The sequence below is a fragment of the Gabonia massiliensis genome, assembly GCF_001403595.1.
Classification (GTDB): Bacteria; Bacteroidota; Bacteroidia; order Bacteroidales; family Coprobacteraceae; genus Coprobacter; species Coprobacter secundus.
In genome coordinates, this window is record NZ_LN877940.1 from 1,416,701 (window position 1) to 1,430,281 (window position 13,581).

Genomic DNA, 13,581 nt, shown 5'->3' on the forward strand with positions numbered 1-13,581 from the left:
TTATAGATGAAAATATTTTCCAATTTTTACTTAAGATAGCAGAATAAAATAGGATATTTATGAGATATTTATAGTTTACCATTGTAATTCTACGATATAATCTACACCGGTGGGAACTTCCGGCAATTGTAAAAACAATCCTTGCTTGTTTTGTGAAAATGAAATATTTTTTTTGTTTTTGAACAAACAAGCTTTTTTTATTTTTATGTCCGTTATCGGTAAGAAGAGACCTTTATCTTTCCAGTCGAGTATGTGCACGTATATTTTGTCATCTTTTTGTGTGGTGACACCCCAATCTCTTGGCGGTACGACCCCACCACGGGTACCATAGATTGTTTCTCCGTTTGTTTTCAACCATTCCCCTATATATTTTAGTCTTTCTATCGAGGCGTCCGGTATGCAGCCGTCAGGTTGTGGCCCTATGTTTAGGAGTAGGTTGGCATCTTTTCCGGCGGCTTTTACCAAAAGGCGGATAAGAGCCTCTGTTGACTTGTAGTTGTTGTCGGTAATTTTATATCCCCATGACGTATTCATGGTTTCGCAGGTTTCGAGGGGTAGATGTCCGATTGCTTGTCCAGAGAGACCGAAAGTATTTTCACCCGGCAGGTCTCTCTCAAAAATTTGGATATCCTCTCCGGAATAGGGAAGTTGATGGTGATTATTTCCAATGAGACATGCAGGCTGGAGTTTATGTATCATTGCATATTGTTGAGGCAGGTGCCAATCAAAACCGGGCTTTTGGTCTTGATCCCACCAACCGTCGAACCAGATGGCTCTGACCGGCCCGTAATGTGTCAGTAATTCGGTCAATTGGTTATTCATGAAACGATAGTAGCTGTCCCAGTTCTCCTGTAATTTGCGTCCTGTATTTCCTCCGGTTCTCCCTAATGGATAATCGTCTCGTCCCCAATCGAGGTGGGAATAATAGAAATGAACTTTAATATTTTGTTTGTGGCATTCGTCTGTCAGCTCTTTTACAATATCCCGATTGAAAGGGGTAGATTTCACTATATTATAGTTACTGTATTGGCTGTCGAACATTGAAAATCCGTCATGATGACGTGTTGTGAAGCATATATATTTTGCTCCCGAGGCTTTGATGGCTGCAACCCACTCGGCGGCATTGAATTTTGAAGGACAAAATCCTCCTGCAAGTTTGGCATATTCTTTATGTTTAAGATTCCATGTATGTAGAACCCATTCTCCGTCCCCCAGCATACTGTATATACCGTAGTGAATAAAAATACCAAACTTGTCATCTTGAAATTCTTTTCTGGTTTTCAGATTATCTTGGGTTGGTTCGTAGGCTTGCTGCGCTACGGTTGATGTAAATAGCAGTGAAGCTGTAAGTAGAGTTAATACTTTATTTTTCATGATTTAAATTTTATAAAAATATTTTTTTGATGGCTGACTCCGAAACAATAAGATAATTTTTTAGAATTTGTATGGTGATATGAAAAATCGTTTTTGTTTGTTCCCAAATGAAATTGAAAATAAAGTCCTAAAAGTACATTATTTGTAGCTTAATTACTAACTTGTTTATATCATTTTCTATATTAAATGTCTTAAAACTTGGTTAATTTTCCAATATAAGGTAGAGATTCAAGTCTGGTTACATTGTATTTTTTTTGAGGACGTTTATTTGTTTTCATTTGCCAAATAGCTTGTATTATCCTTATAAAAACAGGAAAAATCCTTCAAAAGAAATTTTAAAACCGGCTTGGGCGATATTTAAACGGATTTTTGGATATCGCTTTTTAGTTTTATTACCATTGATATAATAAACAAATGTATTTGTCGGGTGTTTTAAGATAGTATGGTAAAATGTATAATTAATGTTTCAATATGGTACAGGTAGATTTAGGCCGTTATGGCATTTGTGGGGTGAAGGAGGTTGTTTATAATCCGTCATATGATGATTTGTTCAAATATGAAACAGACTCGTCTTTGAGTGGTTTTGAGGAGGCGGTGGTTACCAATACGGGTGCGGTGGCAGTGAAAACTGGAAAGTTTACGGGGCGCTCTCCTAAAGATAAGTATATTGTTAAGGATGCAAAGACTGAAAGTACAGTGTGGTGGGACGGCAAGATTAATCATGCCATGACTACTGAAGTATGGAATGATTTGAAAGAGTTGGTTATAAATGAACTTTCGAATAAAGACCGATTGTATGTAGTCGATGCATTTTGTGGCGCGAATGAGGATACGAGGTTGAAGGTCCGTTTTATTATGGAGGTAGCTTGGCAAGCTCATTTTGTAAAGAATATGTTCATTCGTCCTACAGATGAGGAATTAGAGAATTTTGGAGAGCCTGATTTTGTGGTAATGAATGGTTCGAAAGTAACTAATCCGAAGTGGAAAGAGCAGGGACTGAATTCTGAGGTGTTTGTGGCATTCAATCTGACTGAAAGGATGCAGATTATCGGTGGAACCTGGTATGGTGGTGAGATGAAAAAGGGGATGTTCAGTATGATGAACTATTATCTGCCATTGAAAGGTATTGCATCGATGCATTGTTCTGCCAATGTAGGTATTAATGGGGATGTTGCACTGTTTTTCGGATTGTCGGGAACAGGGAAGACAACTTTGTCGACAGACCCTAAACGGCTTTTAATTGGTGATGACGAGCATGGTTGGGATGATAACGGTGTCTTTAATTTTGAAGGAGGATGTTATGCCAAAGTTATCAATTTGAGTAAAGAAAATGAACCTGAAATATGGGATGCCATACGCCGTGATGCTTTGTTGGAGAATGTTGTGGTACGTAAGGACGGAAGTATAGATTTTGCTGATGCTTCGATTACTGAGAATACACGGGTGAGTTATCCTATTTATCATATCGATAATATTGTAGAACCATCTCGTGCCGGGCATGCTTCAAAAGTCATATATTTGTCGGCAGATGCTTACGGAGTGTTGCCTCCTGTGGCTATTTTGGATGAGAGGCAGGCTCAGTATCATTTTATTAGCGGTTATACGTCTAAACTGGCCGGAACCGAACGAGGTATTACGGAACCTGTTCCTTCATTTTCTCCGGCCTTTGGCGAAGCATTTCTTACAGTACATCCGATGATGTATGCCGCAGTACTGGCCCGGAAAATGAGAGACCATCACTGTAAGGCGTATCTGGTGAATACGGGCTGGAACGGAACGGGAAAACGTATATCTATTAAAGCAACTCGGGCCATTATCGATGCGATTTTGTCAGGTGATATAGATAAGACTCCGACACATTATCTGCCTATACTTAACTTGACTATACCTGCTGAGTTGCCGGGAGTAGATAAAAACATATTGGATCCGAGAAATACATATAAAGATGTTGCGGAATGGGAAAAGAAGGCAAAAGAGCTTGCTTCGAAATATGCAGATAACTTTAAACGATATGCTACGAGTCCTGAATCGGAAGCTTTAATTGTAGTGGGACCTGATAAGGATAAGTGATAATTCAATATATTTGTGTGAAAAAAGGTTGCATTTTGTTATTATGCAGCCTTTTTGCTTTTGTTCAACGATAAATAATTATCTTTAAACCAAAATATTGTAAACGGAGTAATTAAGTAGTTAATAGAGGATAATAATATATATACAGTCAGTCTTTTGCCGTAAAGACGAGTATTGTCATTTTCATGAAACCGATATTTAGGTTTTGGAATGGAGATAGGGGAAAATAAGCTATTTGTGGGTTCTATTTTCATTTATGATTTATTATCTTTGCATATACAATTATTGTTTGAATATTTGAATAAATGATAAAATCATATTATACTGTTTTTTTTATTATACTGATATTTTTTATGACAAGTTGTATAGCTCAAAATAAAGAGAAAGATACGTATGTCGTTATAGAGACGCGATTTGGCGATATAACACTTAAATTATACGATGATACCCCCCGTCATAGGGACAATTTTTTGAAATTGGTAAAAGAGGGGACTTATAATGGAACGTTGTTTCATAGGGTTATAGAAAATTTTATGATACAGGGTGGGGATCCAACATCGAAAAATGCTCCGGCCGGGAAGCAACTGGGCACTGGAGATATGGGGTATACGATACCGGCAGAGATTGTGTATCCGGTACATTTTCATAAAAAAGGAGCTTTGGCTGCTGCTCGTACCGGGGATGAGGTAAACCCGAAGAAGGAGTCGTCTGGTTCTCAATTTTATATTGTAACGGGTACGGTTATTTCTCCGGGCCAGATTGCATCTTTGGAGAATCGTATGACGAAACAAAAGGAGCAAAAAATATTCGAACGTTTGGTGGGAGAGCATCGGGCGGAAGTGATGCAGTTGCGTAAAAATCGGGATAAAGAGGGGTTGTACGAGTTACAGGAAAAATTGATAGCTCAGACCCAGTTGGAGATGAAGGAAAGCGGACCAGTACAGTTGACGGCAGAACAGCGTGAAGCTTATACAACGATAGGAGGTGCGCCTCACCTCGATGGGGAATATACGGTCTTTGGGGAAGTTGTTGATGGCCTTGATGTGATAGACAGAATACAAAAGGTCTCAACTGATAGGTCGGACAGACCCAAAGATGATATTAAAATGACGTTGAAAATTGTAGAGAAGTGATTGAGGTAAGTCGATATTTATTGCCGAATGGATTGAAGATGCTGCATCATTTTGATAATAGTACGCAAATGGTGGCTTTAAATATCATATATGATGTCGGCTCAAAAGATGAAGATCCTTCACAAACCGGATTTGCCCATTTGTTCGAGCATTTGATGTTTGGAGGGTCGGTCAATATTTTGGATTTTGACACTCCTTTGCAGAAAGCCGGAGGGGAAAACAATGCTTGGACAAGTAACGATATTACTAATTATTATAGTGTAGTTCCTCGGCAAAATGTGGAAACTGCATTCTGGCTGGAGTCGGATAGAATGTTGGAGCTTAATTTTTCTGAAAAGAGCTTGTCCGTACAAAAGCAAGTTGTTTGTGAAGAGTTTAAACAGAGAAATTTGAATCAACCTTATGGCGATACTTATATGCTTTTACGCCCTATGGCGTATAAAGTGCATCCGTATCGTTGGCCTACCATAGGAAAAGAAATCAGCCATATAGAAAATGCCACGTTAGAAGACGTTAAGACGTTTTTTTATAAGCATTATGCTCCTAATAACGCAATATTGTCCATTGCAGGGAATATTTCATTTGAAGATGCAGTCCGATTGACAGAAAAGTGGTTTGGACCTATTCCCAGAAGGAATATTGCTGTCCGAAACTTGCCGGAGGAGCCGGAACAAAAGGAATCCCGGTTTCTGGAAGTTTACAGGTCTGTCCCATTAGATGCCATAACAAAGGCTTGGCATATGTGCCGTCGTACTGATAAGGAATATCATTCGTATGATTTGTTATCTGATATTTTGTCTAATGGTCGGTCGTCACGATTGTATAGGCACTTGGTAATGGAGAGGAAAATGTTTTCGGATATTGATGCGAGTATAACGGGAGATATCGATGCCGGTCTTTTTGTGGTGACAGGTCGATTGAATAAAGGTATAACCATGGAAGATGCTGATGAAGCCATAAAAAGAGAAGTATCGGCTTTAATGGCAGAAACTATAGAAAAGCAAGAATTGGAAAAGGTCGTTAATAAGTTTGAGTCGAATCATTTGTTTTCAAATATAAATTATTTGAACAAAGCGACGAATCTGGCCTATCATGAGTTGATAGGGCGGGCGGAAGATATTAACGAAGAGGTAAAAAAATATTGGGATATTACACCTCAGGATCTGCGTCGGGCGGCCCAAAAGGTATTTAGAGAGGAGAATAGCTCTACTTTGTATTACCGGGCGCAGTAAGTTTATTATAGATAAATCTGAAAAACACATTCCGTTTTTTTGAGAGTTTATAGTTGTGTAGTAAGTTGGTGGTGTAAATAGAATTGATATATGCTTTAAGTGTGAGTTTAGTCTATATATTAAAAGTGTAGAGTAGTATAAATAGAGTTTTGAGTTTTATTGCAAATATGTGCGGATATGCGATTTAAATTAATACTATCGGTAAAACCGGAGAGTTTTGGAAATGTGCTGCCAGTGAGTTATCAGTACGAATTATCGTCTTGTATACACCGAAAATTGACCGATAATATGGGGTTATATGTTGAGTGGTTGCAGCAAAATGGATTTATATCGGATTTGAGTTCAAGGTACAGGCTTTTTTCTATTTCCAATTTTTATATTCCTCGCATTAAGGTTGAGGTCGACAGGCTTTGTATTTTGGCTCGTAGGGTACAGTTGTGGATGTCTTTTCTTCCTGTCCGAGGAACTAGGGAACTGGTGGAGCAGATATTTTTAGGACAAGATTTGTTGATAGGTGACCGGCATTCTAAGGTTGAGTTTGTTGTGGATGAAATAATGGAGATAGAGGATCCCGATTATAAGCAAACAATGGATTATCTGTCGTTGTCTCCTATTGTTTTTGCAAACGTCCGTCCTAATAGAAGTATAGAATATATAGGGCCTGATTCTCCGGAATATCAGGATATATTGCTCGATACTATTCTTGAAAAATACGAATATTTCTATCGGAAGGAGTTCCCGCATAATTTGCAATTTGGTTTTGAACTGATAACACCACCCAAGCGGAAAGGCATTTTTATTAAACGATTTACACCAGACGAGACAAAAATTATCGGTTATATGTATAAATTTCGTCTGACGTTGCATCCAACATTGCATCGGCTTATTTATAATACCGGACTGGGTGAAAAAATCAATTTGGGCTTTGGTTGTGTAGAGGTATTGAAATAGAAAATTTTTTAAATATAATATATAGAATATTTTTTAGTTTGCTGAAAAATTTATTAGCAATCTATTCTGTGTGAGTATATAATGGAGTAGAAGATGTATTTGTTAATAAGATTTTTATTTTTTCAGTAAAAAAGTAGGTAATTTTATATGAATTGCCAAAATATTTTTTTTATTTTGTCTCTAAAATTAAAGTGAATAGCTTTTTTTAAAAGAAAAAAATATGATGGATTCCCAAGAAAATCTTCCTGCTACCGAAAATCTGGAGCCCGAAGTACCGGTAACTGCTCCGGAACAGTCTGTTGCGGGAGAGACTTCCGATGTTAAGCCTGAAGTGAAATTGTCACGACAGGAAATTGTAGATCAGATTAAATCGCTGGTTCAAAGGCCTGTTGATGAAGTAAAAGATGAAATAGATTCTCTTAAACAGAATTATTATAAATTGCGTAAGGCGGAAATTGAAGCTGCCCGTAAGCAATTTGAAGAAAATAAGGATGTTGAAGATGAGGTATTCACTCCGGAGGCGGATGAATTGGAAGAGATACTAAAATCTTTATTGAATACATTTAAAGAAAAAAAGGCTGCTTTTGCTGAGGAACAGGAACGGATAAAAGAAGTTAATTTAGTACGTAAAAAAGAAATCCTGGATGAGATAAAGGCTCTTACTGAGGATTCGGACAATATAAATAAGCGTTATAATGATTTTCAGCAGTTGCAACAGTCGTTTAAGGAGATAACGAATATCCCGGCTTCTGCGGTCAATGATTTGTGGAAAAGTTATCAATTGTATGTTGAGCGTTTTTACGATTTGTTGAAAATCAATAAAGAGCTGAGAGATTACGATTTTAAGAAAAATTTGGATCAGAAGATTGCTTTATGTGAAGCTGCGGAAGCTTTATCTGAGAATGAGGATATTATCGGAGCTTTCAAATCGTTGCAAGCATTACATGAAGAGTGGAAAGGAATCGGTCCAGTGGCCAAAGAACTCAGGGATGAGTTGTGGAATCGTTTTAAGGCTGCCTCAAGTGTAATAAATAAACGTCATCAACAACATTTTGAGTCATTGAAAGAAGGCGAGCAGAAAAATGAAGAGGCGAAGACCGCGTTATGTGTTGAAATCGAATCTATCAATACCGATGACTTGAAGTCATTCAATGCATGGGATGAAAAAACGAAAGAAATTATTGCTTTGCAGGAGCAGTGGAAAACGATAGGTTTTGCTTCCCGCAAAGTAAATAATCAGTTATTTGAACGTTTTCGTAAAAGCTGTGATGAATTCTTCAGAAAGAAAGCCGAGTATTTTAAGGCTGTAAAGGATGAAATGGCCCGGAATCTGGAAAAGAAAAAGGCTCTTTGTGAAAAAGCCGAGGCCTTGAAGGAGAGTACGGAATGGAAATCTACGACTGATACGCTTATTGCGATACAGAAAGAGTGGAAGACTATAGGGCCGGTAGCCAAAAAATATTCTGATGCAGTTTGGAAACGGTTTATTTCGGCTTGTGACTATTTCTTTGAGCAGAAAGCAAAGCAGACTTCGTCTCAAAGACAGGTGGAATTGGAGAATCTCAACCAGAAAAAAGAGATAATTGCAAAATTGAATGCCATCGATGAGAATATGGAAACTGCAGAGGCGACGGCTCGAGTTCGGGAACTGATGGCAGAATGGAATAAAATAGGTTTTGTTCCTTTTAAGGAGAAGGATAAAATATATAAGGAATATCAATCCGTGTTGGATAAGCATTTTACTCGGTTGAATATGCAGGAGAATAGGAACCGATTAATGTCTTATACTTCTACCGTGCAGCAGTTGGCTTCTTCGGATCAGGCTCAGAATAAGCTTTATCGAGAACGGGAAAAACTGGTGCATAATTATGAACGTTTGAAGGCTGAATTGCACACCTATGAAAATAACATGGGCTTTTTGAATATCTCATCGAAAAGCGGTAACAGCATGCTCAAGGAAATGGAGCGTAAAATGCAGCAATTGAAAGATCAGATGCAGTTGATTATTCAGAAAATCGAATTGATCGACGAGAATTTGTAAAAAATATAATTGAGTAACGGCAACTTAGACGTCTTTATCAAGATGCTTTAAGTTGTCGTTGCTTTAAGCATTGAAGTTTCCATCGAGGAGTTTAAACAATCGGATTGTTCTTTATTCGGAAGAAAAAGAACAAGAAAATTTATAGTCACTTTATTCGTTATTAGACTACGGGTTTACTGAAGTCTTGTATTTTTTAATGAACCGGATTTATGCTAATGATAAGAAACAATAATGGTGGCGGGTATGGATATTTGATACGGATATTGATTACGGTAATCGATTTCTTGTGTATCAATATGGCTTTTTTTCTGATATGGTTTATATTTCCAGATAGTTCGCAAGATTTTTGTTCCAAAATTATTTGGCTGTTATTAAACATATCTTATTTGCCAGTAGCTTATATTTTTAGTAACATCCATAATAATCGGATGATACATATCGACTGGGTACTTGTAGTTGCTTTGAGATCTGTGGCCGTTTATTTTGTGATATTTTTGTCTTTGCTCACCTTCTTAAAGGTGGGAGATGATATTCTTCCTATAACTCTGTTGCGTTATTTTGGCCTGTTTTTTGCTCTTTTGTGTCTTTGGTGGATTATAAGCCGTAAGTTCTTGAAATATTATCGAAGAAAAGGTTACAATTTTAGACGTGTAGTTATTGTGGGTGCCGGCCGGACCGGAATAATGCTTTATAATGCATTGAAAAGTGACGAGGGATATGGGTATCGTTTCCTTGGATTTTTTGATGATAATGAGAAGTTGAAGAGGTCTATACCTTCTTATTTGGGTACGGTAAGTGAGGTAGAGAAATTTGTTCTGGAAAATGATGTTGACGAATTATACTGTGCGCTGCCAGGGTCTCAAGATGAAAAAATTTTGCGATTGATGAAATTTTCGGAGCAGAATATGGTACGTTTTTATATCGTACCGGAGATAAACCGATATGTATTTAAACGTATGCATTATCAGATGTTAGGAGGAGTTCCGGTATTGTCTATCAGGGAAGAGTCACTAGAGCATCCTATTTTACGGTTATTGAAACGCTTCTTTGATTTATTGTTTTCGTCGGTAATGTTGGTATTGTTTCCTTTATGGCTTTTGCCTATAAGCCTGGCTGTGAAGGTGTCGTCTCCCGGTCCTGTATTTTTCAAGCAGAAACGTACCGGCTTTAAAGGGAAGGAATTTACTTGTTATAAATTTCGGACTATGAAGGTAAATAAAGAATCGGATTCGGTACAGGCAACGAAAGGGGATTCGCGAGTGACAAAACTTGGGCGTTTCCTGAGGAGAACGAGTCTGGACGAGCTACCTCAGTTTATCAATGTATTTTTGGGAGACATGTCGGTTGTAGGTCCCAGACCTCACATGATAAAGCATACAGAGGATTATTCTAAAATGATAGACCGTTATATGGTTCGCCACATGGTGAAGCCTGGCTTGACAGGTTGGGCTCAGGTGAATGGTTATCGTGGAGAAACAAAAGAGTTGTGGCAGATGGAAAAACGGGTGGAGTATGACGTTTGGTATATTGAAAATTGGAACTTCTGGTTAGATATAAAGATTATCTTTCTTACAGTATTTAATGCTATTAAAGGGGAAAAGAATGCCTTCTGATAAGGCCGAAACCTTAAAAAATTAGTAAATATGAAGATTGCTATTGTCGGTACTGGATATGTAGGACTGGTTACGGGTACTTGTTTTGCTGAGATGGGTTTGAATGTGATTTGTGTAGATGTTGATAAAAGTAAGGTTGAAAAATTGGAGAATGGGGTGATTCCTATTTATGAACCCGGCCTTGAAGAGTTGGTACGGAAAAATCATAACGATGGGCGCCTTTCGTTTACTACTGATTTGGAGTCTTGTATCGATGATGTCGATATTATATTTATAGCGGTGGGTACGCCTCCCGATGAGGATGGCAGTGCCGATTTGAAGTATGTGCTCGAAGTAGCTCGTACTATTGGAAGAAGTATGAAAAAATATGTTCTGGTCGTTACTAAAAGTACTGTACCGGTAGGAACCGCTGCTTTGGTACGTTCTACAATTCAGAAAGAGTTGGATGATAGAGGTTTGAATATAGATTTCGATGTCGCGTCTAACCCGGAATTTCTGAAAGAAGGAAATGCCGTGATTGATTTTATGAGACCAGACCGAGTAGTCGTAGGGGTAGAGTCTGAGAAGGCTCGGAAGCTGTTGTCTAAATTGTATAAGCCGTTTATGCTGAATAACTTTCGTGTTATATTTATGGATGTGCCTTCAGCAGAAATGACAAAATATGCAGCTAATGCCATGCTGGCGACACGTATTAGTTTTATGAATAGTATCGCTAATCTGTGTGAGGCGGTAGGGGCTGATGTCAATATGGTCAGGGCGGGAATCGGCTCTGATATGCGTATTGGGAAAAAGTTTTTGTATGCAGGATGCGGTTATGGAGGCTCTTGTTTTCCGAAAGATGTAAAGGCTTTGATAAAGACTGCGTCAGAATATGGGGTGGATATGGAGATACTTCGGTCTGTTGAGAAAGTGAATGCATATCAGAAAGGGCTTTTGTTCCGTAAGTTTTCATTATATTATAATGGAGACTTGAAGGGAAAGACTGTTGCTATATGGGGGCTTTCTTTCAAGCCTGAAACTGACGATATGCGCGATGCTCCTTCCGTAGTACTTATACGCTCGTTGATAGAGGCGGGATGCAAGGTCAGAGCATATGACCCTATAGCTATGGATGAGGGGAGACGGATATTGGGAGACGAATGTGTGTATTATGCAAAGGATATGTATGATGCTGTTCTAGATGCTGATGGCTTGTTTTTGGTGACTGAGTGGAAACAGTTTAGACTGCCGGCCTGGAATGTAGTGAAAAAGGTGATGAATCATCCTTATATTGTCGATGGCCGTAATATATATGATGTGGAAGAATTGCGTTCACTGGGTTTTGATTACGAATGTATAGGACGAAGATTTGATAAATGACAGATAAATGCATCAGTGCACAGGAGGCATTACGGAAATATTTTGGCTATGATACTTTCCGTCCGTATCAGGCCGAGATAATAGAGGCTGTTCAGGAAGGACATGATTGTCTGGTCTTGATGCCTACGGGGGGAGGCAAGTCTATTTGTTTTCAGATTCCGGCATTGATAAACCAAGGGCTTGTCGTTGTTGTATCTCCGTTGTTGGCTTTGATGAAGGACCAGGTGGATGCTTTGCTTGAGAATGGTATTCAAGCAGCGGCATTAAACAGTATACAAAGTGAGGATGAGGAGCTGGTAATAAAGATGAAGGCTCGGCAGGGAGATATACGTTTGTTGTACATATCTCCAGAACGGCTATTGAGTGAGTTGGATTATTTGTTGCCGTCGTTGGATATATCATTATTTGCTATTGATGAGGCTCACTGTATATCTCAATGGGGGCATGACTTCAGGCCGGAATATAATAAATTGTCAGTTTTAAAGGAACGTTTCCCGACCGTTCCTATGATGGCACTTACTGCTACAGCTGATAAATTGACTCGGAATGATATTATAACGCAATTAGGACTTGATTCTCCTCGCATATTCATTTCCTCTTTTGACCGTCCTAATTTGAGCTTACATGTCATAGGAGGATATAATAAGAAACAGAAACTGGCCGCAATATATTCGTTTATACAGAGACATGCCCGACAGAGCGGTATTATCTATTGTTTGAGTAGAAGTAATACTGAAATGGTGGCACAAGAGTTGTCCCAATTGGGAATAACGACAGAGGTATATCATGCCGGGTTGTCGGCTCAGCAAAGGGAGAAGGCGCAAGCTGCGTTTTTAAATGATGAGGTACAAGTAGTATGTGCTACTATAGCATTCGGTATGGGTATTGACAAATCCAATGTACGATGGGTCATCCATTATAATATGCCTAAAAGTATCGAGTGTTATTATCAAGAGATAGGGCGTGCAGGGAGAGATGGTATGCCAAGCGATACTTTATTGTTTTATTCGTTGGGTGATGTGGTGATGCTGTCGAAGTTTGCTCGGGAGAGCGGGCAGAGCCAGATGAATATGGAGAAGCTGCATCGAATGCAGGAGTATGCAGAGTCTCCGATATGTAGGCGGCGCATACTTTTAAATTATTTTGGAGAAGAAGTTGAGAAGGACTGTGGCAATTGCGATATATGTAAAAATCCACCGCAACGTTTTGACGGCTCTGTCCTCGTACAAAAGGCTTTAAGTGCTTGTATAAGAACTGGCGAGTCGATTACGGTACAAGTATTGATTGATATTTTAAGGGGTTCTCATAAAGCGGAAATTTTAGAGAAAGGATATGACCGAATAAAAACGTTTGGAGCGGGGGAAGACCTTTCGTTTCGTCAGTGGCAAGGTTATTTGTTACAGATGATGCAGTTAGGATATTTCGAATTATTATATAATGAGGGCAATCGTATAAAAGTGACCCCGTCAGGGTGGAAAGTATTGAGAGGGGAGCAGATTGCCATGTTGACATTTGTAAGTAATGAATTGATAACTGAACGAAAAGATAAGAAGAAAGGGAAGAAAACCGTTGATACTCCGATGGTTGAGCGTAGCCCGGATGAGAGATTATTTGATTCGCTTAGTATGTTGCGTTCACGGTTGGCAGCAGAAGAGGGAAAACCGGCATATATTATTTTTACCGATAAAGTTTTGCAAGAATTGGTAATACATAAACCCGTATCGTTGTTCGATTTTGCCCGTATTAGTGGTATCGGAGTGGCAAAGGTAAGTAAATACGGGAAAGAGTTTGTTGGTTTGTTACGTAAA

At 38.7% G+C, this 13,581-nt stretch carries 8 protein-coding genes and 1 pseudogene; 8 read left to right on the forward strand and 1 reads right to left on the reverse strand.

The window, feature by feature from the left end:
* Nucleotides 1–75: 75 nt before the first annotated feature.
* Nucleotides 76–1,374, reverse strand: coding sequence for an alpha-L-fucosidase (locus BN2628_RS15405; protein WP_055099526.1), 1,299 nt, complete (start codon nucleotides 1,372–1,374; stop codon nucleotides 76–78).
* A 471-nt stretch (nucleotides 1,375–1,845) separates the two neighbouring features.
* Between BN2628_RS15405 and pckA the strand changes: the two genes are divergently transcribed.
* The 8 genes and pseudogenes from pckA to recQ form a co-directional block, all read left to right on the forward strand.
* Complete coding sequence (pckA, locus tag BN2628_RS15410; protein ID WP_055099532.1) at nucleotides 1,846–3,444, forward strand: phosphoenolpyruvate carboxykinase (ATP); 1,599 nt, start codon at nucleotides 1,846–1,848, stop codon at nucleotides 3,442–3,444.
* 353 nt (nucleotides 3,445–3,797) lie between these two features.
* Nucleotides 3,798–4,577, forward strand: a complete 780-nt coding sequence (locus BN2628_RS15415; protein ID WP_257606514.1) for a peptidylprolyl isomerase — start codon at nucleotides 3,798–3,800, stop codon at nucleotides 4,575–4,577.
* The gene (locus tag BN2628_RS15420) at nucleotides 4,577–5,809 is read left to right on the forward strand and encodes a M16 family metallopeptidase (RefSeq protein ID WP_257606538.1); all 1,233 of its coding nucleotides are present in this window, start codon (nucleotides 4,577–4,579) and stop codon (nucleotides 5,807–5,809) included. Before BN2628_RS15415 ends, BN2628_RS15420 begins: the two co-directional genes overlap by 1 nt.
* A gap of 177 nt (nucleotides 5,810–5,986) precedes the next feature.
* The gene (gene cas6 / locus BN2628_RS15425; protein ID WP_055099545.1) at nucleotides 5,987–6,760 is read left to right on the forward strand and encodes a CRISPR-associated endoribonuclease Cas6; all 774 of its coding nucleotides are present in this window, start codon (nucleotides 5,987–5,989) and stop codon (nucleotides 6,758–6,760) included.
* 220 nt (nucleotides 6,761–6,980) lie between these two features.
* Nucleotides 6,981–8,801: a DUF349 domain-containing protein gene (locus BN2628_RS15430; protein ID WP_055099550.1), complete on the forward strand. Its 1,821-nt coding sequence runs from the start codon at nucleotides 6,981–6,983 to the stop codon at nucleotides 8,799–8,801.
* Between the two features lie 209 nt (nucleotides 8,802–9,010).
* Nucleotides 9,011–10,414, forward strand: a complete 1,404-nt coding sequence (locus BN2628_RS15435) for an undecaprenyl-phosphate glucose phosphotransferase (RefSeq protein ID WP_021930074.1) — start codon at nucleotides 9,011–9,013, stop codon at nucleotides 10,412–10,414.
* A 30-nt stretch (nucleotides 10,415–10,444) separates the two neighbouring features.
* Nucleotides 10,445–11,773: a UDP-glucose dehydrogenase family protein gene (locus BN2628_RS15440; protein ID WP_021930073.1), complete on the forward strand. Its 1,329-nt coding sequence runs from the start codon at nucleotides 10,445–10,447 to the stop codon at nucleotides 11,771–11,773.
* Nucleotides 11,770–13,581: pseudogene (gene recQ, locus BN2628_RS15445) on the forward strand (DNA helicase RecQ); the annotation flags it as partial. The gene BN2628_RS15440 and the pseudogene recQ, both read left to right, overlap by 4 nt.